Annotated in this window: 17 protein-coding genes and 1 riboswitch; of the genes, 10 read left to right on the top strand and 7 right to left on the bottom strand. The window is 47.3% G+C overall.

What is annotated here, in order from left to right; genetic code table 11:
• Positions 1–113: 113 nt before the first annotated feature.
• On the top strand, positions 114–1475 hold the full coding sequence (locus L5M18_RS11380; protein ID WP_263196992.1) for an MATE family efflux transporter: 1362 nt from the start codon (positions 114–116) through the stop codon (positions 1473–1475).
• Between the two features lie 27 nt (positions 1476–1502).
• Here the strand turns inward: L5M18_RS11380 and L5M18_RS11375 are convergent, their stop codons facing one another.
• Both L5M18_RS11375 and L5M18_RS11370 read right to left on the bottom strand, forming a co-directional pair.
• Complete coding sequence (locus L5M18_RS11375) at positions 1503–2108, bottom strand: DUF4274 domain-containing protein (RefSeq protein WP_263196991.1); 606 nt, start codon at positions 2106–2108, stop codon at positions 1503–1505.
• A 98-nt stretch (positions 2109–2206) separates the two neighbouring features.
• On the bottom strand, positions 2207–2632 hold the full coding sequence (locus L5M18_RS11370) for an HPP family protein (protein ID WP_212599707.1): 426 nt from the start codon (positions 2630–2632) through the stop codon (positions 2207–2209).
• A 256-nt stretch (positions 2633–2888) separates the two neighbouring features.
• On the opposite strand from L5M18_RS11370, the gene L5M18_RS11365 reads away from it, so the two are divergent.
• Together L5M18_RS11365 and L5M18_RS11360 are read left to right on the top strand one after the other, a co-directional pair.
• Complete coding sequence (locus tag L5M18_RS11365; protein ID WP_263196990.1) at positions 2889–4655, top strand: alkaline phosphatase D family protein; 1767 nt, start codon at positions 2889–2891, stop codon at positions 4653–4655.
• A gap of 284 nt (positions 4656–4939) precedes the next feature.
• Positions 4940–5506 (top strand): phosphoribosyltransferase, encoded by a 567-nt coding sequence (locus L5M18_RS11360; RefSeq protein ID WP_028759331.1) that lies wholly within the window; start codon positions 4940–4942, stop codon positions 5504–5506.
• Between the two features lie 107 nt (positions 5507–5613).
• On the opposite strand, the gene L5M18_RS11355 is transcribed toward L5M18_RS11360, so the two are convergent.
• The gene (locus L5M18_RS11355) at positions 5614–6891 is read right to left on the bottom strand and encodes a glycerophosphodiester phosphodiesterase family protein (RefSeq protein ID WP_263196989.1); all 1278 of its coding nucleotides are present in this window, start codon (positions 6889–6891) and stop codon (positions 5614–5616) included.
• A gap of 380 nt (positions 6892–7271) precedes the next feature.
• Here L5M18_RS11355 and L5M18_RS11350 point away from each other — a divergent pair, with 380 nt between their 5' ends.
• Together L5M18_RS11350 and L5M18_RS11345 are read left to right on the top strand one after the other, a co-directional pair.
• A complete protein-coding gene (locus tag L5M18_RS11350) occupies positions 7272–7574 on the top strand; it encodes a DUF3622 domain-containing protein (RefSeq protein ID WP_105250177.1) in 303 nt (100 codons plus the stop codon).
• A gap of 380 nt (positions 7575–7954) precedes the next feature.
• Positions 7955–9139, top strand: a complete 1185-nt coding sequence (locus L5M18_RS11345) for a DUF3103 domain-containing protein (RefSeq protein ID WP_263196988.1) — start codon at positions 7955–7957, stop codon at positions 9137–9139.
• Positions 9140–9239: 100 nt separating this feature from the next.
• Here the strand turns inward: L5M18_RS11345 and azu are convergent, their stop codons facing one another.
• From azu to rihA, 3 genes are all read right to left on the bottom strand, one after another.
• Complete coding sequence (gene azu, locus L5M18_RS11340) at positions 9240–9716, bottom strand: azurin (RefSeq protein WP_028759449.1); 477 nt, start codon at positions 9714–9716, stop codon at positions 9240–9242.
• Positions 9717–10010: 294 nt separating this feature from the next.
• Positions 10011–10922 (bottom strand): ribokinase, encoded by a 912-nt coding sequence (gene rbsK, locus L5M18_RS11335; RefSeq protein ID WP_263196987.1) that lies wholly within the window; start codon positions 10920–10922, stop codon positions 10011–10013.
• 19 nt (positions 10923–10941) lie between these two features.
• Entirely contained in the window at positions 10942–11898 is a 957-nt protein-coding gene (rihA, locus tag L5M18_RS11330) for a pyrimidine-specific ribonucleoside hydrolase RihA (protein ID WP_263169443.1), read from the bottom strand.
• Positions 11899–12101: 203 nt separating this feature from the next.
• On the opposite strand from rihA, the gene L5M18_RS11325 reads away from it, so the two are divergent.
• From L5M18_RS11325 to L5M18_RS11310, 4 genes are all read left to right on the top strand, one after another.
• Positions 12102–13436 (top strand): hypothetical protein, encoded by a 1335-nt coding sequence (locus tag L5M18_RS11325; RefSeq protein WP_263196985.1) that lies wholly within the window; start codon positions 12102–12104, stop codon positions 13434–13436.
• A gap of 3 nt (positions 13437–13439) precedes the next feature.
• Positions 13440–14882 (top strand): hypothetical protein, encoded by a 1443-nt coding sequence (locus L5M18_RS11320; protein WP_263196984.1) that lies wholly within the window; start codon positions 13440–13442, stop codon positions 14880–14882.
• A 134-nt stretch (positions 14883–15016) separates the two neighbouring features.
• A riboswitch (cobalamin riboswitch) is annotated at positions 15017–15252 on the top strand.
• 108 nt (positions 15253–15360) lie between these two features.
• Complete coding sequence (locus tag L5M18_RS11315; protein ID WP_263196983.1) at positions 15361–17322, top strand: TonB-dependent receptor; 1962 nt, start codon at positions 15361–15363, stop codon at positions 17320–17322.
• Between the two features lie 279 nt (positions 17323–17601).
• Positions 17602–18330, top strand: a complete 729-nt coding sequence (locus L5M18_RS11310; protein ID WP_105250172.1) for an HDOD domain-containing protein — start codon at positions 17602–17604, stop codon at positions 18328–18330.
• Between the two features lie 79 nt (positions 18331–18409).
• On the opposite strand, the gene L5M18_RS11305 is transcribed toward L5M18_RS11310, so the two are convergent.
• Positions 18410–19315, bottom strand: a complete 906-nt coding sequence (locus tag L5M18_RS11305) for a LysR family transcriptional regulator (protein WP_263196981.1) — start codon at positions 19313–19315, stop codon at positions 18410–18412.
• Between the two features lie 199 nt (positions 19316–19514).
• On the opposite strand from L5M18_RS11305, the gene metE reads away from it, so the two are divergent.
• On the top strand, positions 19515–21785 hold the full coding sequence (metE, locus tag L5M18_RS11300; protein ID WP_263196979.1) for a 5-methyltetrahydropteroyltriglutamate--homocysteine S-methyltransferase: 2271 nt from the start codon (positions 19515–19517) through the stop codon (positions 21783–21785).
• Positions 21786–21868: the final 83 nt, after the last annotated feature.

The raw sequence follows: 21868 nt of genomic DNA, 5'->3' as shown, positions 1-21868 counted from the left end.
GAAAGTGGGTTTCAGTCTCTTGGCTAAAATATAGGTTGCCAAGATGCAGTTTGAGCGACACATTGAGCCAGCGATCACACTCGTTATTCGTTCTCTATTTGCAGGAATCTTTCGTGGCAAAAGCACCCAAAACATTGCAACAGCGCATGGGCATAGTTGCCCTGACGTGGCCGATTTTTATCGAGACCTTGTTGCAATCTCTGCTTGGGATCAGCGATATCTTTATGCTGAGCCATTATTCCGATAATGCGGTTGCCGCAGTGGGACTCACGACTCAGCTGATGTTCTTCATGATGGTCATGTCCATGATGGTGAGTACGGGCGCAAGTATTTTGATTAGCCAAAGCAATGGGGCAGGCAAACCGCAGCAGGCTGTCGATATCGGGGTGGCGAGTGTCGTATTGAGTTTGGTATTAGCCTTGGTCATGGGCGCATCTATGTTCTTTGGTGCTAAGAGCATTATCGGCTTATTTGCGCTTGAGCACGATGTGGCTGGTTTTGGATATGACTATTTAGTGATTTGCGGCAGCTTGAGCATAGGGCTAGTGATGAACATTGCCTTCGCCGCTATTTTGCGTAGTTACGGTTTTACCCGCTCGGCCATGTTAGTCACCTCGAGCACGGGCTTAATGAACGTGATCGGTAATTATATTGCCCTGTATTCTCCTTTTGGCTTGCCTGTTTATGGGGTAACAGGGGTGGCAATTTCCACCGTCACCAGTCAGATCATCGGCGCTGTGATCATGCTGATGGTGATCCGGCACAAGCAAATTCCGCTGCCACTGCAACGACTTAAGTTACTGCCGCGCAGCACTTATTGGAGCGTGATGCGTATCGGTTTGCTCAATGCCGGCGAGATGCTGTCTTACAATGTAGCTCAGATGACCATTATCTATTTTATCAGTCAGATGGGCACTTTATCGCTCACGGCCTACACCTATGGCTTGAATATTAGCCGTTTTATCTATTGTTTTGCGGTAGCACTCGGGCAGGCGACGCAAATTCAGACTGGATACTATGTAGGTAAACAATGGTTCGATGAAATCACCACTCGGGTGCAGCGTTACTGTTTGGTGGGCTTTGTCGCTTCACTGACCATAGTATTAGTCTTCTACTGGCAGCGTTTCCTGATTGTCGGCTGGTTGAGTGAAAACGAAGAAGTCATCCAACTAACAGCGTTATTGCTTGCGGGTTCCATAGCGCTTGAAACAGGGCGAGTGTTTAATCTGGTGATTATCTCGGCGCTCAAGGGCGCGGGTGATGTGGCGTTCCCTGTGCGTATAGGTCTTTTTAGCATGTGGGGTATTGGGGTATTTTTTGCTTGGTTCTTTGGCTTGCATTTAGGTTATGGCGTGCTTGCTGCTTGGCTTGCCGTTGCGGCAGATGAGTGGGTGCGTGGATTGATTATGGTGCACCGTTGGCGCTCGGGTCGCTGGCAGCGTTTTACGCGTATTCCGCCAGTAACCCTAGCTTAAACCGCGCTGATAACAAAAGGTCAGCACTTATTGGTTGCCCCATTTGCCCGATTTCAGTAGTTCATTTTTAAATTGTAGATACCTTGGGTGCCCTTCATCGGTTTCGATTTCCATAGTGCTATAAGGGGCAAAAATAGCCCCTGGAATTTGGCATCCTCTAGTAAGAACGTCCTCTAATGAGGGCATAAAACATTCTTTAATCGGGTCAAAATGGATTTTATAACTGGCATAGCCGCGCGTAACAAATCTATCGGTTATGGTTTTGAATAGCTGTCCAAAAGGTGTGTCGAGCGTCTCCGGCGTGGAGTAATAAAAGCCTTGTCCGTACCAGTAAAGTAATAAGGCGGTACCTGCATCGCAGAGTGGATGTTCAATAATCGCCCTGACCATGTTTGGGTCATGATCGTCCCAATTCAAGTTCCCCGCGACAAAATGCAATTCCTCCATACTTTGTAAGTCACTGATACAGGTGATATGCGTCGCTGCTTTGCCAAAGTAGGCGCTGTATTCATGTAAAGCGTCATAATCGGGATCGGCGAGTAATTTGGCGAGTAGTTGTTGATTGGCAATACAGCCTAATTCTGCGCATTCATAGGCGCGAATAAATTGTTCTTGTGAGAGTAATTTAGCCAAGGGAATCCTTTCTTTTTATAGAAAACACAGTTTATAAAAAAGACAGCGTCAGCCTTGCGTAGCAAAAGGCTGACGTGGCAGAAAGGGAGCGTAAAACGTTACGCTTGCTGTTGCAGCAGGGTACGGCACAGCTTAATAAAGTCCGATGAAGTGACGATACCGAGTACCTTTTTATCTACATCGACGACGGGCAAGCAGCCGAGTTTGTTTTCAATAAAATATTCCACCACCACAGTTAAGGGCTCGTCGGCGGTTAGATGCTGATACTCTTTATCCATCACTGTCGTGATTGGCGTGTATCGCTCTTTACGTTCGAGCGCGCCTTGGCCGTATTTGTTTAGCATAGACATCACGCTGGCGATCATTTTTTTATGGGTGAGTACGCCAACGAGGGTGCCATCAATTTCAGAAATCACGGGTAAGTGGCGTACGCCACGGGTTTGCATCAGATGGTGGGCATCTTTCAAGCTGGCGCCATCGCTGATGCAAATGACTTGATCACTCATAATATCGCTGACTTTCATTGTATAAATTCCTTTTCTTGCCATTCTCTGGCGTGCATTTCACACGCTGCGTTAGCCTGCACCGATGTTAGCAGCTTCTCTGTAAGCTACGCCAGTCCTGCACAAATAAAGTACGCTATCCAGTATAAGTGTTTGAATTGATAGATATCATAAAAGGCTGACAAAGATGTCACAAATATGTAACAGTGATATCTCACAATCGTGGTCTTATTAGACCTCATACCAGTGAAGCCTTATCTAACAAGGAATAATAATAATGAATCGTACCGTAACTCGTCGTGATTTTTTGGCTATGTCGGCCAAAGGTGTTGGTGTTGCTGTGATCTCTTACGGCTTGATGGGCTGTAGTGATAGTAATGATGATAATTCTGTACCCGCTCAATTTTTACATGGAATTGCCAGTGGCGATCCGGCAGTCGATGCCGTGATCCTCTGGACTCGTGTCACGCCTGAGTCTGAGGGCGATGTAAAAGTGAGTTGGCAAGTGGCAAGTGATGCGGCCTTTAGTCAATTAGTGACCACAGGTGAGACTGTCACTAATGCGAGCCGTGACTACACGGTTAAGATTGATGCCCGCGGTTTACGTGCCGGGCAAACCTACTTTTATCGCTTTATGACGGGTGATAAAACCTCAGTTGTGGGTAAAACCCGCACTCTGCCTGAGGGTGACGTTAGCTCAGTCAAATTAGCCGTGATGTCCTGTGCTAACTTTCCTGCCGGTTATTTTAACGTCTATGAGTTAGCGGCGACGCAGGATGATTTAGATGCTGTGGTGCATTTAGGCGATTACATCTATGAATATGCCCGCGGTGGTTATGCCAGTGAGCATGCTGCCGAATTGGGGCGTGAAGTGTTACCCGCCAATGAGTTGCTGACGTTGAGTGATTACCGCACTCGCCATGGTCAGTACCATACCGATGCGAGTCTGCAAAAGTTACACGCGAAAGTGCCTTTTATCACAGTGTGGGATGATCATGAAGTGGCCAATGATACTTGGCGTGATAGTGCCGAGAATCACAACGAAGGCGAAGGGGATTTTGCCGTTCGTAAAGAAGCTGCACTACAAGCTTATTTCGAGTGGTTACCGATTCGCCCATGGCGTGAAGGGAACCATGAAGAGATTTACCGCAGCTTCAGTTACGGCAATCTCATCGATCTGCATATGCTGGATACTCGCGTATTAGCCCGTGATAAACAGCTCGATTATGCCGATTATATGGATCCTACCACGGGCTCGTTTGCGGGAGATCGTTTCCTTGCTGATGTCACTTCGACCACTCGCACTATGCTGGGGTTGACGCAATTATTATGGCTGCAGGGCACATTGCTACAGTCGACAGGCAAGTGGCAGGTACTGGGACAGCAGGTATTAATGGGTAAGATGTCATTGCCGGCGGCGATTGCCACTCAGCAGATGAGCATTCCCCAATTTGCCATGTTAGGGGCTTTAGCTAAGTTAGCGGCCCGTGCGGCGGCAAATGATCCCACGCTGACCGCCCAAGAGCTGCAATATCTTCAAGCCAATCAAGTCTTACTCACGCCAGAAGTGATCGGACTGCTGCAATTACCTGCAATCCCGTACAACTTAGATGCTTGGGATGGTTATGCCTATGAGCGTGAAGTGATTTTAGGTACGGCTAAATCGAAAAATCTTAACCTAGTTGTGATCGCGGGTGACACCCATAATGCATGGGCTAACGAGCTTAAAGACGTGAATGGCGATACCGTTGGGGTGGAGTTTGCGACTAGCTCAGTATCATCGCCAGGCCTTGAATATTACTTGAATCTGCCAGCGGAACAGATCCCCGCGACCGAGGCGGCAATCGTCGAGTTAGTGCCAGATCTTAAGTACGCTAACTTAAAAGACCGAGGCTTTATGACGCTCACCTTTACCGCTGATGAGGTGCGCAGCGACTGGCATTATGTGGATACCATTTTGTCGAAGGATTTCCAAGTCGCAACGGCCCGTGGTTATAGCGTTAAGACAAAAGTAGGTGAGCATGTGATTACGCCTATCGTTTAATGCGGTATTGTTCGCTTGTTTATCGGCCACCTTAGGGTGGCCTTTTTGTTGCTTTTGGCTTTAAAAGGCAAAATAAATGTCTGTTGTCACGCAAGTTCTTACTATTACTGCAGCACATCGCATTTTTTTGGTATAAAATTCGCTCCCAAAATTCGGCGGCTGCCTACACTTGCTAAGGCAAAGCTGTTCTAGTGTTTTGGGAACCTTTACCCGCCGAACAGACCTTACTGGGGTCATAAGCTTTAACGACCTAAGAATAAAATCAATGTGATGGGGACTGTGTCATGTCAGAAAAGTATTTTGTTACCGCGCAGCAATTGCTGGAAGATTCATTTTTATTAGCTTCGCAAGTGTATGAGAGTGGCTTTCGTCCGCAATTTATCGTGGGTATTTGGCGTGGCGGTGCTCCAATCGGTATCGCGGTACAGGAGTTTTTCGATTTTAAACAAGTTGAAACCGATCACATTGCCGTGCGTACCTCTTCTTATTATGGGATTGGCACCGACAAACAAAGCAAAGAAATCAAAGTTCATGGCCTGCATTACATCGTTGAAAATGCGAACGCGAGTGACGGTTTATTGATTGTGGATGACGTGTTTGACTCTGGCCGTAGTATCCATGCATTAAAAGAAAAACTCAGCCAACTGATGCGCCTGAATATGCCAACCGATATCCGTATCGCTTGCCCTTATTACAAGCCAAAAAATACCGCAGTGCCTTTAAAACCCGACTATTACATTCATGCCTCTGAAGACTGGTTAGTTTTCCCGCACGAAGTCACAGGTTTAACGCCTGAAGAAATTGCCGAAGGTAAGGGCGATTTAAAGAATATTCAGCACCTGTTTAAATAACCTGAACTCGGGTTAAAGAGGTCGCTCGCGGCGAGCTTAGAATATTGTCGCTACAAAAAACGCGTTAACGATGAATCGTTAACGCATTTTTTTTCTATATCGATGACTTATAAATCCATACAGTTAGCATAGTAAGTCACAGTAGCGGGCCAGTCGGAGAACACTCCAATCACGCCGACATCTTTCGCAAGTACATCAAGTAATTCAAAGGTATCGCCTTCATTATCTATCGCTTCGGTAATGCTTTGATAGTAAAAGCCGCCGCCATTTTTTAATAAACCAGAACGTTCTAGCGACCAAGTGATGATCTTAAGCCCAGCGCCTTTGGCGGCCTTAGCGTATTCCGAAGGAATGATCTTTTTGTCCGCATCTAAGGCGACTAATACCCAGAGTGGCGGCGCAATAATTTCGACGCCTTGGGTCTTTAAATCCGCCATTGATGGTGACCAAGTGGCAGAGTTCTGCGGATCAAAGGCGCTGTTATAATCGTATCTGTCATCGAGAAACACAGCTTGCTTCGCAAATTCAGGTGCGTTTGCGACCCAATATTTGATGTCATCTAAGATAAATGATTGAGGGAATACTTGCGAAGCATCGACGCCCGCCGCAGTGTATTCATCCAACATTTTTTGCGCGTAATCCTGCTGAGTAAAACCATCGAAGGGCATAGATACGCTCGCCGCTTTTAGCTCAGGCGTCATCTTCACACCGGCTTTTTTAAACATATCAATACTTTCAGCGTGGGTCATCAAGGTGCCATTGCCAGCATAAAGATCGGTGCGCCAGCTTGGGGTACCATTGATGAATTCGGCCGCAGTGGTCGCTTTCGGATTGTTGCCTTCCATCTTACCCTTGAGAGTTTTAAATTCGGCGAGGGTGATATCGCTAGTGCAACAGGTTGCCGATGCGCTGACGCCATTGGCGGCATCAGCAGGAGTGAATGGGCTCGAACATTTATTGGCCAGTTCAGGCACGGCTAAAATGTTGGTCGTGCTGGCAAGATCGCACTGTGAGTGGCGGCAAACTAAAGCTTTATCGGCGGTGAAGGTGACATCACACTCGACTATGCCTGCGCCCGAATCGATAGCCGCTTGGTAGGATTCCTTTGTATGCTCAGGGAATTTCATTGGCGCGCCACGGTGACCTATGGAAAATTCGCTGCGATAAAAACTGTCAGTGGTGCATTGTTCTAAGCGGGTTTTAAGTGTGCTGTCTTGCATCTGACGTACGAGGAATAAGGGTCTTTCTCCCACTTGAGCAGGAACGGGTTTGCTGGTGGGTGGCGTGATAGCGGCGTTATCATCGTCATTATTGCAACCAGCTAATAAAGCGCTCGTGGCAATTAACAGGCCGAGTGAGAGCGACGAAATAGGGCGTAGTTTCATCAGATTTACCTATGAGTAATGATGTAAATTATTAATATTAATCAGAAACTCTAAAGTGTTAATGTGACTGAAAAAGCCTATTTTTATGACATAAACAAGAATATATACCGTTTGCACGACGATTATCTTAGGCATGTTTGTTTGCGCTAGCTCGCGATAAACTGCCATAGACAGAGGATGAGCGGGATATATGCGCAGTGTTGTTTTAGACTTGAGAATTGACTCCACTGGGCGAGTCGATGAAACTGGCATGAATATTTTCATCTGGGCGATCTTTCTGGGCCGAAATCAAGTACACTGCGCTCCTTTTGTTTTATGATGAGCGTTTGGTTCGCTTGATAAGACAAACGTGACAAGCATCATTTAGGAAATAGAGCAGAATGAGCAAGGGCAAAAAATACGATTTTCGCGTGACACAGGGCGACAACGGTTGGAAAACTGAAATCACTCGTCGCATGACATCAACTAAAACTGTTGTGTCTAAGAGCCACGATGGCTTTGCGACCGAAGCCGAAGCGCAAGCTTGGGGCTTAACTGAATTACAAGTGTTTTTAGGCACGTTAACTGAGCGCAATAAACGTCGCTCAGAGAAACAAGCTAAAGCAAAATTAGCCGCAGCATTAGCGGCTGAAGCGGCTACTGATGCCGAAGATCTTGATGAAGATGATTTCGACGAAGAGTAACACTCATTCGTTTAACCTTGTCTTATCAAGCCAGTGTGATCGTAAGGGAGCGTTCAAAGCGTTCTGAAACGTCACTCTGGCGATGAACAGCAAAAGGCAGATCTTAAGATCTGCCTTTTGTGTTTTTGTCGCTCGCGAAACTGTGCATATCAATTCATTTCATTCTATTTCCTCGTTTATCTTCATACACACTGTTCGGCTGGACTGATCTGTTGATGCTGTCATTAGCTTGTTTTTATCGTATTTAGCCGGGATTACGTACTCTATACCATTAATAATTAACGATAACTATTATCATTTGATTTACTTAGATGCTGCTCTGTGCTCATATGTAAGGAATTCGAACGCACGTTTAACTTTATCAAGGTAAGGGAACTCCTATGAAACTACTTCAATCCAGTTTATTGCTGTGTTTGTCGGCTTCGGCAACCCTGAGTTATGGCCAAGCCTTAGATGGAGAGGCGTTACGCTTACTACAAGCGTCGCTAAAGGATTCGACTTTGGATGCACAAGCGCAGTTAACCAATACTAAGCGGGCATTGGCGTTAGATTTAAGCCATCAATATGCGCAGCTTGCGCCTATCTTACAGACTGAAATAAACCAGTATCAGTTGGCAGTAAATGCCGATGACATTCTGTCTCAGCATAGGCTCAATGATAATGTGATCACCAAAGCCGATGCGTCGATTCGCCGAGTGAAGGGCTTAAGTGCCAAAGCAGATTCTCTGGTGCAAGTGCGTCTGGCGGATGAAACCATGTTAACCCCATGGCAGCAAGGTGAGTCTCCTCTATTTGCCTATGAGCCCGATGGTGACGAGAGTCAGTGGGATTATATTGAAGCCTTTGATATTCATGGGCAAGTGCATCAATTAGATGTGTATAACCTACCGCAGCAGCCGGTGTTTGTGGTCGGTATCGATAGTAAAAAAGCCTTTGTGGCTGGCTTAGAGGTGATGCGGACGACATTTGCCGAAGCACAATCGGCGAAAAAAGATGGCGCGCTACTGAGCCGTGCGCAAACACAGGCGGTGGCAGACAAGTCGATTTCAACCACAGTGATCAAACAAATATCCTTGAAGGATGACCATGAGCCGTGGATTTCTGGTCGAGCCGAGATTTACGGCATAGTGACTGGGGTTGACCCGAGCCGTGAAGAACCTGTGCTCGATATCGTCGAAATGCCCTATTTAGATTATGCGGATACGACCTATTATCCGAATCAAATCATCATACATTGGGAGCGTTATCGTTGGGCGGCTGCGGACATGATCCTAATGGAGCATGACGATGGCACTAATTATAAAGTGTTGGCCACTAAGCTGTTGGAAGCAGCGGAGCAGATCTTAAAGTCGATCCCCGATCCTGAAGCTCAGGGTTATGCGCTGATCCCACAAATCACCAATGGTATTTTAAGTGTGATGCCGGATGCTTGGTTCACCAATGACGATGACTTTGTCGACGTGTATTACACCTTGCAGGAAGGGGGGGACTATCCCAACTTGAACGGCGCTAACGGTAATGCGATGACGAGCTTTGCGCCATTAGTCATCCAACCAAGACCATGATGGATTAGTGCGGCTAAATGCAATGGCTGAAATGTAAAAGCGGATCCTAAGATCCGCTTTTTTTGTTTTTATCACTTAACATTAGGCTAAGCCATTCACCTTAAGCTTTTAACTTGAAACTGCCTTGCATAATCGCCCAGTGACCTGGGAAGCTGCAGAAAAATTGGTAGGCTTCGGTAGCGCTCATACCGGCAGTGCTAAAGGTGATCGACGTTGATTCGCCACCGCCCACTAAATCTGTGTGTGCGATAACGCGCGTATCACCGGCTTTGACATAGGCTGCATCAGGACCGGCACTCATGCCTTCGGTCGCTACGGCTGACATATCGGCTGCCTTAGTTAATACCCAGTTATGGCCCATTGCTGCTTTTGGCAAGGTGCCTGAGTGGGTTAAGGTTAAGGTCACTTCTTTACAGCTTGCAGGTACAGACAGCTCTTTAGTGTCAAATTGCATTGCATCAGTGGCGGCAATTTTCAGTTCACATTCGTTGGCACTCGCTTGGCTAGCGAATAATAATCCTAGGCCGATTAGGCTAGTGCTGGTCACGTTACGTAAAGCTGTGCTTTTTGCTTTCATCTGGTACTTCCTTATTTGAACAAGGGTAGCCGAGCCGTTTTGACTCGGACATGCACCTGCCAGCATAAGCAATCTTCATTAAATGGGAATGAAATCAGCGTGTAAATTATGTATATGCAACTTTCGGTTGAAAGCTTGCATCGTTATTGGCGGCAAAATTGTTAGCGGTAAACATAGGTGAGTACTTAGTTGGAGTGAACTAAGTACTCAGAAGTTATTATTTATATGTTTGATTTATAAATGATAATTTGTAGGTTCTAACGCAGGGCGTCTACTTCTGAACTTCTTACGTTTTTAGTACGAAAGCTCCTGTCGATAGGGAATCGCACGTTGTGCACCTGGGCGAGTGACAGTAATTGCACTGGCTGCATTGGCAAATCCCACGGCTGCAGTAATCGACATGCCCTCGCTTAAGCCCACAGCTAAGGCGCCATTGAAGGTATCTCCTGCGGCGACTGTGTCTATGGCCTGCACTTCAAACGCAGGTATTAGCCCATTAAAACCTGGGCTACTGATATATGCGCCACGGCTACCTAAGGTGATGACCACAATCTTTACTCCCTGCTGGTGGAGAAGTTGCGCTGCCATGTGTGCATCATCAAGATGGTTGATCTCAACTCCCGTTAAGGCTTCTGCTTCGGTTTCATTGGGGGTAATAATATCTACCCACTTGAGTACATCTTGGCCAAGTGCCGTCGCTGGAGCGGGATTTAGTACAGTCGTCACGCCAAGATTCTTGGCTATTTGCAGCGCCTTTGCCACTGTGGCAGCGGGCGTTTCTAATTGTGTTAATAAGTACTCAGCATTAGCAAATAGGGCGTAATGAGCTTCTAAGTCATCGGGTGAAAGGCTGGCGTTAGCACCTGCGGCAACGCCAATCGTATTCTCACCGTTATCACCGATAAAAATCATGGCAGTGCCAGTGCTCAGTCCGGCTATTTGGCGGATCCCTTCCGCGCTGATGCCATCTTTCATCCAGCTTTGACGCATATCATCGCCGATACTGTCTTGGCCGAGATGGCAGATAAAATCAGTGCGTGAACCTGATTTGGCTAAGCGCGCGCAGGCGACGGCTTGATTGGCCCCTTTGCCGCCCTGTTCGAGGCGGTAATCTCGGCTCATTAAGGTTTGCCCTGCAGCGGGCAGGTACTCAAATTTCATCACATGGTCGGCATTTGCACTGCCGATAACGAGTATCTGGCTCATAGAAGACTCACTGTCATTTTTATCTGCGATTGAGATAAGTTGCATCATAGACGCGTAAACTGTCTACCAGTAAATCGACAAAGCCTTGCCTATCGATCCCAAACAGCACTGTCGCATTGGCGGCTTTACCTGTTAGCTGATAGCGATCGACCACTGTCATGCCTAAAGTCAACTCACTTTGGGTTTCAATACTTACCCAGCAATCTTGCGCCTCAAATAGCTCAGGTTTAAGCAACCAAGCGATAGTGCAGGGGTCGTGCAATGGCGCACCAATAAAGCCCCATTTAGGATCTCTGTGGTAAATCATAAAGAAATCCAATAATTCGGCGACACACTGAGCAATTGGATTTTGAATCGCGCGAATGCGTTCTATGTCTTCATCCATGATTTGTGCCTGATGAGTCACATCGAGCCCACACATAGTGATGGGAATACCGGATTTAAAGACAATATCGGCGGCTTCGGGGTCGACAAAAATATTAAACTCGGCGGCTGGGGTCCAATTACCGACACCGGCTGCGCCGCCCATTAGCACTATGCGCTCAATTTTATCGTGTAACTCGCTATGACTCGCCAGTAAAAGGGCGATGTTAGTCAGCGGCCCTGTGGGAATTAAGGTTACTGGCTGATGACTTTGGCGAATTTGCTGCGCCATTAATTCAACTGCGGTAATGGCTTGAGGGCTAAAACTTGGATTAGGCAATGCAGGGCCGTCGAGTCCGGTTTCACCATGGACATTGTCGGCAATGATTAATTCGCGAGCTAATGGCTTGACTGCGCCGCCAGCGACAGGAATATCACTGCGATTTAATAAGGTTAAGATCCGCAGGGCATTATTGAGCGTTTTATCCGGCGTTTGGTTACCGGCGCTGGTGGTGACGGCCAGTGGAACCAGCTCTGGATGGGCGAGAGCTAAAATGAGCGCAATAGCGTCGTCATGGCCGGGATCGCAATCCAGAATAATAGGGCGAGTCATACTGTTACTCCTTTAAACAGCGGTGATGGGGGCTTAGAATAGCATGTTCAAGCGGGGGGGCGATGAGTGTGATGGTGTCTTTACAGTAAACTGTGAGCTTTTTCTGATTTTTATCAATAAGCTGCTAAAATTGCGCCCCGCTGTAGGCACAAACAAAATTCATTTAATGCTTAAGCATCATGGAATGATAAGGACGTTTTGGCGTGTTGATTAATCGCAGTAAGTTAACCTCTAGCGCACCCGAGCGAGGTTGGGGGGGGCTCGAAGTACTCTTGTTTACCTTACCTCCCATTTTAATCTTGAGTCTTGCGGCCTTTTTTATCACTGAAGGATGGCAAAAGTGGTATTTGGTCAATCAGCTTGAAGTGCGTGGCGATGTTGCCATTGGCCGGGTGATTGAAACTGAGTATCGGAGTGAACGAGGTTCGAACGGCATTTCTCGCCAAAGATTGGTTTGCTTAGTGGAATATCACACCGCCGAGGGCGAGGTGATTCGTCAGTGGGGGCTTGATGGTGTTGATTGCCGTGCGACTTATCAATTAGCTCCGCCGCAGGGTGATACGCCGTGGGCATTAGGGCCCCATTATGCGCAAAGTGCTGTGAGCTACCTTCCTGATGCACCAACCCGTGCAAGTGCAGACCTTAAATTAACCCGCGATCTCGCCAAGTGGGACTTTGCCTTTGGTACTGCAAGCTTATTATTGGGTTTGCTGGTGGGCTATTTCTGTTCGACTCCTTTAAGAATTTGCTGGGCTGAGTCTCGTTATATCCCAATACTCAAGCGTTTAGGGGATCAGCAAGATTACGTTGGAATTATCAATTTGCTTGAAACCTACAGGCGCCACCCAGCCGCTAATATTCTGGTATGGGAAGCGGCCGACCATATTGGCCATTGCCCTGAGTTATACCCAAGTTTTGTTGCCTTATTTGCCCAAATGCAATCTGCACCAAGCAAAAAACAGCTGGAATCGATAGATGAAACTATTGTGATGATTAGCTTTTATCGCTTGATTTCATTAGGGTTTCACGACTTAGCGCTCGCGATGTTAGCCCGTTGCAATCAAGCCTTAACAGCAAGAACCTTGGCAACCTTTGTGCTGATGACTCGCACTGCGCAGCTCCCTTTTGCACTGACATTATCGGCAGAAAAGCTCAAGGCATTGGAGGCACTTTGTTATGCCAAGGAGCTCAGTTTTGGCTTGGAGGATGAAAAAAAATGCAGTGTCGACCTTGCAGCCCGTATCGAATATTTACTTTGGTTAGTTAAATGGGTGCTCGATGATACGCGTAGCGCGCCGGAGCCAAGTGTTAGCCCTGTGCAAGCGGTGATTTTAGCGGCATTTGGCCAGACGATGGCGCTTCAAACCCTCAGCCTTGATAGCGCGCAGACCACTGATAAACATGCACAAGCACTATTGTCTCGGTTAGATATGAATCATGGTTTTCAGCGCGCATTGAGGCCGATAATCGAGTCATTATCGGATAAAGTAGCGCAACATATTCAGCAACTCACGTTTTCAGCAACGACAAGGAAATAAGTTATGCAGTCTTATTCAATTCCTCGCCCTTTGGCATTCGTGTCAGTTTTAATCGCCCTGCAATTAACGGCTTGTAGTCAGCCGAAACCCTTAACCGTGTTCGAAAATGATAAGGAATCCTTATTGCAGTTTGATAACGGTAAACTCATCCAATTTAAGGAAAATCCGAGTCCACAGTATCGCCATATTCCCTGTGATTTACCCGCAGTCGAGACTGTGGTCACCAACAGTTCGGCCTTTGCGGCGTTAACACAATCTGGTGAGGTGATCACTTGGGGTGACAGTTATGCTGGCGGTGATAGCCGGGAGGTGACGGAGCAGCTTAAGCAAGTTAAGCAAATCGTCCCAGTCAAGGATGGGTTTGCCGCGTTACGTCAAGATGGCACTGTGGTGTACTGGGGCAATGCGGGGAAATATAGCCTCGACAAAGCCCTACAAAACCGCATGACCAATATTACCAAGTTGTTCACCAATCAAGAGGCCATTGCCGCCCTTGATGCCAATGGCAAGGTGCATACTTGGGGTTATGGCCCCTACGGCGGCAATAGCTTACATGTGCAGGATCAATTAGTTGATGTTGTCGATATCTTTGCCAGAGGTCGCAGTTTTGTCGCCCTCAAAAAAGAGGGCAGTGCTGTGATTTGGGGGCAGGTTGAAGAGTCGACCAATATGAAAAAGTTACTCCCGCAGCTTACGGATGTAGCGAAGATCGAATATTTTCAACACACCTATGCCGCCTTGAAAAAGGACGGCACTGTGGTGAGTTGGGGTTGGCGCAGTGATGCTTACTCGATCCGCAGCGCCTTAAAGGATGTGGCGAGTATGACGGCAAACAATTGTGCCTTTGCGATTTTAAGCCCTACGGGGGATGCGCATTTTTGGGGCGATGGGATTAACTGTGGTGTCGATTGGATTAAAAAAACCGATATCACAGGGGTAAAAGAGATTATCAGCATTGGCTCAGGCTTTTTATTACTGCGGGATAAGGCCGTGCCGCAAATAGTGGCCGACGATACTGATTACGCTCATATGTTTGGGTTTCACTATGCCCAAGAGATTCTTGATAAATATTGGCAGGAAGGCAGCGTCATTACTCGAGGGCCAGCCTCCTTTGTGTTTACGCGTCCCGATGGCAAAGTGGTGCCTGTTGGTTATCGCGCCAACCGTGAAAATGTGGAGAAGTTGATTGCACGTATTCCGCGCCTTACTTGGTTAGATGGCGCAAATGACGGTTATGTTGGCATCAGCGAAAAGGGGGAGTTGGTCTCTTGGTCGATGAATTTGCCAATGTTCGACAAGTCGCCAGTGCAACCTGCTGACTCGTTAGTGATTAAACCGCTGGATTTTACCCCCGTTGCCCAATGTGAAACCCCTGAGCAGCGTCAGGCGATTTTGAGCAAAGACAGACCAAAACCTGCGGCAAAAAACTGGGATGGTGTTTTCTAGCTCATGTGAGTTTTCTCGCTAATCTGAGATTAATGGACTTTCATCCGTATAGACGTCTATAATGCGCGCGCTCAGGTCTGATATGCCCTGAGCCTTGTTGGGCGTTAACAGGTTGTACGCCCTTTTAACCTAATTTTGAGTCAACCTTCTGTGGTGCTTACGATGATAGTGTCGTGAGATAATCGGGAAGCCAGTGAAATTCTGGCACTGCCCCCGCAACGGTAAAAGGTGAGAGAAGACCGCGTTTGATTGGTGTGTTCAAGACTGAACCCGAAAGTCAGAATGTGAAAGGTCAGTCTCGCGTTAATCTAACTTTTAATGGATTAACATAGCCTAAGTCCGGAGACCGGCCCTAAAGGTGTTTTTGAGATTTCGGTGGGCAGATCTCAAAATGCGATAATCACCGTCAGTATTTACGACTGAATTAACGGTATCGTGGCGTCAATGCCCCGTTTTCCTTGCAGGAGTTAAAGGTAAAATGGGAACAAATCCAACAAAAATCGCGCTGCTGATCGGCAGCCTATGCAGTTTTTCAATTATCGCGCCCGCTGTGGCGGCTGACGATACCAGCACAGCTAAAGTCGACGAGCATCTTGTCGTGATCGGCCGCTCTGATAAGACCCCGTTAAATATTGCCGCCAATGTGAATGTGATTGATGCCGCGGCAATTGAAATGAGTGGCGCGACTAATTTGACCGACGTCTTACGCGGTCAAAGCGGTATTCAAATTTCGGATAACAATATTGGAACTAGCTTTGCGATGCGCGGTTTTAGCGCCAGCACTGCCGTTAATAACACGCTGATTTTACTTGATGGTCGTCGTCTCAATAATATCGATATCGCAGCGCCTAGCCTTAATGCCATTCCGCTTAATCAAGTGGATCGTATTGAAATTTTATCGGGTAGTGCAGGTGTACTTTATGGCGATCAAGCCGTGGGCGGGGTGATTAATATTGTCACTAAGTCCCCTGAAAATACTGGCGGCAGCGTGCAGTTATCCGGCGGCAGTTTTGATACCTATGAAGGTCGTGGTGATGTGTCTGGCGCGATCAACAAAGATTGGCGTTACTTTTTCACCGGTAGTTACAACCAAGGTGACAACTATCGCCAGCATAATGCCAACGAAACCGGCTCTATTCTTGGCCGCATTCAATATAAAACAGCCACAGACTCGTTCTTTGTTGAAACCAGCTACTACGATAACGATCGTGAAAATCCGGGCTCGCTTACTGAAAAGCAATTTAAAGACGATCCCCGTGCTTCATCAAATAAGGTAGAGTATGCCCACGAGATGACCACTGCGGCGCGAACGGGTTACCAGCATCAGCTTAATCAAAACTGGGCGCTGGCGGCGGATTTAGATTACAGCGATACCTTAGTGTCTTCTCTTAATTGGGGGGCGAACAGCCATAACACACGCTCACTGTTAATGTTTAGCCCTAAAGCGTTAGCGAATTACAGTACGCGTCAAGGCGAGCTAAACCTAGTGACTGGCTTAGATATCAGCCGTGGTAAGGCTGATTTTGACACTATGGCGCGCAGTAATGTGCAGCAAATGCAAAGCGCCTATCTACAAGCTACAGTGCCTTTAAGCCATACTTTAAGTTACGTTGTGGGTGGCCGTTATGCGCGTGTGACCGACGAGTTAGTCGATGGCAATGTCTATCCTAATGGCATGGATTTAGACGAAAATGCCCACGCATTCGAACTGGGTTTAAATTACCGCCCAACTGCGGAGCACAGACTCTATGTGCGCGCTGATGATAACTTCCGTTTTGCCAAAGTGGATGAGCAAGCTTATACATCGCCGGGCGTATTTGGCTTAAAGCCGCAAACAGGCCGTTCCTATGAGGCGGGTTGGGATTGGGCTGTCGCTAGTCAAACCCTGCGAGTCAGCCTATATCGTCTCGATTTAGAGGATGAAATTGTTTATGACTCGAGTGCAGTTAAACCCATAGGTGGAAATTTCAACGGTGCAAACGTAAATGCCGACGCTTCTCGTCGTTATGGCACGGGTGCCGATTGGGATTGGCAGATCACTAAAGCGCTGCAGCTAGGGCTGGAATATAACTATACCGACGCCGAATTTACCGATGGTGCTAACGATGGCAAAGAGCTGTCTTGGGTGGCAAAACACACGGGACGCGGTTATGTCAGCATGGATTTTGCTGAGCATTTCCAAGTATTTGCCGAAGCTATCTACACGGGGGATCGTTTTATCGAAGGCGATAACGCTAATCAAGGTGATAAGCTAGCAAGTTACGTGCTTGGTAATTTAGCCTTGAATTATAATCGTGATGCTTGGCTTGCCAGTCTGCGTATCGATAATGTATTCGATAAAGATTATGTTAGCGCAGGTTATTACGGTGGCGATTGGGGGGATAGTTACTATTCTGGTCGAGGTCGCGATATTCGTTTCACTGTGGGCTACCGCTTCTAAATATTAATGAGCTATCTAATAACAAAGCCAGACTCAGTCTGGCTTTTTATTTTTTACGCTGAGTTCAAAGAATAAATCTTAAAATAGGTATAGTCTTGAATATCGTTTTAGTAGAGTGGTTTAATTGTCGTTATCTATAGTGTTAGCGGGCAGTCATTACTAAATAGGAGTAATTTATATTTTACTCTGCTGTTTATGGCTGAAATTCTTAGTATTTTAGGTATGATGTGAGCTGTAACCGAATCATCTTATTGTTAATAAACAGGTGTAAAGTGTCTTATGACTGATCTTGAGCAACAGGTTTTTACTCAAGTTAGAGCTATCATAGCGAACGAAGAGCAAGTGATTGGCCGCCGAGGGATTCTAATTCCACTCAAAAAAGCGATCCTTGCTGAAGGCGACATTCGTAATGTGATTGACATTATCTCGAGCGATCCCGCATTGGCAGCGCACATGCTTATGCGCAGTAATTCCGCACAGGCTGCTGTAGTGGAAAATCACAAAACTCGCTCGTTGAAAGAAGCTTTGATCCGCTTAGGTCAAGTTAATATCTATCGCTACGCCTTTACGTTCTATTTAAAAGAACGCCTCGATGAACTGCCACAGCCCTATAAAAAGTTGGTCCAAGGTTATTGGAAGCTGACTGAAGATATTGCAACGGATGCGGTAGATAGCTTAGCGGATATGGAAGGTGTGGAGGTTGATGCTGACGAAGTACAAACCTTAGCTCTGTTCAGTGTGTTCGGCCAAATTATCGCACTGACCGCATTTGCCTATTTAAATGCTAATGCCGAACAGTCATTTCCTTTAAGTGTGATTAAGTCATTGATTGATAATCAACAACAGACCTTAACCATCGAAGCGTTCGAGGCGTTAGATCTCGATCAGGATCTGCGTCAAGAATTTATGATCGCCCATAATTTGCGTCAGACCCGTAATCCTAATTCATCAGGGTTGATACTGCGCCGTGTCTTGTCTATGCGTGGATTGTTGATGAATCCGCTGTAATTTGTCGATGCTATGAAATAGTCATTTGACTCAATAAACAAGCCTGCATTCGCAGGCTTTTTACTCTATGTCACCCGCATTAATTCGTCTTCTGCTGGCGGGATAAACCTTCCCTCGCCACCAGTTGTAACCAATTTTGGATCAATGCAGAGTTAGCACTGTGGCGGCGATAGGCGCCAAATAGCGGGCGTTTTAAGCCTTCTTGGCCGAGTTTTACCGTAGCGAGACTCAGTCCATGTCCTTCATTTATCGACCAACTTGGCAGTGCGGCTATGCCGTCTTTACAGGCGATGCGTTGCAATAACATCATGGTTAAATCACAGGTTTTTTGCTCGCCTGCCTCTATGCCCGCAGGCTCTAAAAAGTGGCGATAAATATCTAAACGTGTCAACGGCACTGGATAACTGATAATAGGCAAGTGTGCTAATTGCTTAGGGGTGACATAGGCTTCTTTCGCTAAAGGATGATCCTTAGCAACCACTAACTTCACTTCAAAATCAAACAAATGCTGGTAGGCGAGTGAATGCCCAGGCACAGGATCTGAGGTTAATACAATATCCAGTTCACCCATTTCTAAGGCATTGAGCGAGTCGAACAAGTGGCGGCTCGACAAGTCTAACTCGGCTGTCGGATGATCTTGTCTAAATTGCTCCATCACAGGCATTAACCAGCGAAAACAGCTATGGCACTCAATGCCGACTCGCAACTGATTGGTTTCGGTTTCCAGCCCATTCTTCAAATCTGTCTCGGTTTCTAACACCTTAGGCAAAATCTCTTCGGCCAGATGCAGCAGGCGTGCACCTTCTTGGGTGAATGACAGTGGCTTACTCTTACGCACAAAAATGGGCGAGTTAATCCTTTGCTCCAACTCCTTAATCTGGTGGGAGAGGGCGGATTGAGTGACAAAACGTTTTTTGGCTGCGCCCGCCAAACTGCCGCTTTCTCTCAGGGCCATTAAGGTTCGCAGGTGTCTTAGTTCGATCATGTTCACTCCAAGTGAATTTCGCTCATGTTGTGCTTGAAATCAATTCGGTTGCTGGAATAGAGACTAACACAATAAACTTCTAGACGTCCAGACGCCCATTGTTATTTATCAGGCTGAAGTGCTGAAAAGTGCCAAGAGAAAACAATCTGGTGGGTGTAAGTGCCGAATATGGCTTATCTCAAATAAAGGAAGATAGAGTATGCAATTAAATAGTCTTGGGTTTCCCCGTATTGGGCGTCGTCGTGAATTGAAATTTGCCTTAGAAAAATACTGGCGTGGTGAGAGCACTCAGGCACAATTACGTGAAGTGGCGAGTGAACTTCGCCGCACCCATTGGCAGTGGCAAGCTGCTGCTGGCATTGAGCAAGTTCCCGTAGGTGATTTTGCCTTTTATGATCAAGTGCTGACCTTAAGCGCGACTTTAAATGCCATTCCTGATCGTCATCGTGGTGAAGGGGCAATCGATCTCGATACTTTATTCCGTGTTGCCCGCGGCAGAGCGCCAACGGGCCAAGATGCGCCAGCCTCTGAAATGACCAAGTATTTCAATACTAACTATCACTATCTGGTACCTGAGCTCAGCCAAAACCAAGAGTTTTCGATTGCCTATGAGCAGTTCTTTGATGAAGTTAGCGAAGCGCAGTCCTTAGGTTATAAAGCAAAACCTGTGCTACTCGGCCCTGTTAGCTACTTGTTCCTTGCTAAAACCGTGGGCCAAGAGTTTGATAAGTTAAGCTTATTACCCAATTTATTAGCTGCTTATGCTGACATTTTGGTGCGTTTTGCTGCTCTGGGAGTGCAATGGGTACAGCTCGATGAGCCTATTCTCGCATTGGAATTGGATGGCGAATGGCAAGCGGCGATGACTGAGGCGTATCAAGCCCTCAGCACTGCGAAGGTGAAGATCCTTCTTACCAGTTATTACGGCGGTATCGCACACCATCAAGCGCTGGTATCGGCCTTGCCGGTCGCGGGGTTGCATGTCGATTTAGTCACAGCGCCGGATCAATTGGCTGTCTTTGCCCATGCGCTTGGTCGAGATCAAATTTTGTCGGTGGGTGTGGTCAATGGTCGCAACGTGTGGGCGGCAGAGGCGGATTTGATTGCCGAACGCATAGGCGCGGTTGCCCGTGATCTCGGAGATCGCTTGTGGATCGGTACTTCTTGCTCACTCCTGCACAGCCCTGTGGATTTAGATGTGGAAGCCACGCTTGAGCCCGCGCTGCGTCAACAACTCGCGTTTGCGAAGCAAAAATTACTTGAACTGGCCAATGTGCGCCAATTGCTACTGGCACCTGAATCTATCGCGGCAAAAGAGATTGTGCAAACCAGTTTGGCGCGCCGCGAGGCGAAAGCGCAGGCTGCCGACAGTCAAGTGATTGCCCGCGTTGCCGCGTTGACATCTGCCGATTATGAGCGCGTCAGTGATTTCACCGTACGCCAAGCAGTGCAGCAGCAGAAATACCGTTTACCTCTGTTGCCGACCACCACCATTGGCTCCTTCCCACAAACACCTGCAATCCGTGGACTACGCAGTCGTTGGCGCAAGGGCGATCTGAGTGATGCACAATATACAGAGCAATTACAACAAGTCACCCGCGATACTATCGACCGCCAGCTTAAACTCGGTATCGATGTGCTGGTTCATGGTGAGGCCGAGCGCAACGATATGGTGGAATACTTTGGTGAGCAGCTTGCGGGCGTTGGCTTTACCAAAAATGGTTGGGTGCAAAGCTATGGTTCACGCTGTGTTAAGCCGCCGTTGATCTATGGTGATGTTAGTCGTCCAAAGGCGATGACGGTTGATTGGGCCGAGTTTGCCCAAAGTCTCACCGACAAGCCTGTAAAAGGCATGCTGACTGGCCCTGTGACGATTCTGCATTGGTCATTCGCCCGTGAAGATATCGGCCGCGATGTGATTGCGACTCAGCTGGCGCTGGCGATCCGTGATGAAGTGGTGGACTTACAAAATGCCGGTATTGGTATTATACAAATCGATGAGCCCGCCTTCCGTGAAGGTCTGCCATTGAAACAAAGTGAATGGCAAGCCTACTTAGATTGGGCGGTGAATGCCTTTAAACTCAGCGCTGCTGGCGTGACTGATGAGACTCAAATCCACACCCACATGTGTTACAGCGAGTTTAATGACACCATTGCCGCGATTGCCGCCATGGATGCCGATGTGATTACTATCGAGACTTCGCGTTCACGGATGGAGTTACTCAATGCCTTCGAAGATTTTGAATATCCCAATGAAATCGGCCCCGGTGTGTATGACATTCACTCGCCAAACACCCCAAGTGTGGAGGCCATGGTGCACTTAATCGAGAAAGCGGCGCAAAAAGTGCCCGTACGTCAGCTATGGGTTAATCCAGATTGCGGCCTAAAAACCCGTACTTGGGATGAAGTTGAACCTGCACTGAAAAACATGGTCGATGCCACGCGAGAACTACGTCACCGCCTTGGTTAATATTATGCTTGAGTGAAATATTTTTTATTGATCTTATTGAGTTAGCAACAGCGGATGCTTATGCATCCGTTGTCTTTTATTTA

Source organism: Shewanella sp. SM20, assembly GCF_025654545.1.
Taxonomy (GTDB): domain Bacteria; phylum Pseudomonadota; class Gammaproteobacteria; order Enterobacterales; family Shewanellaceae; genus Shewanella; species Shewanella oncorhynchi.
This window is presented reverse-complemented; position numbering and strand designations above follow the sequence as displayed.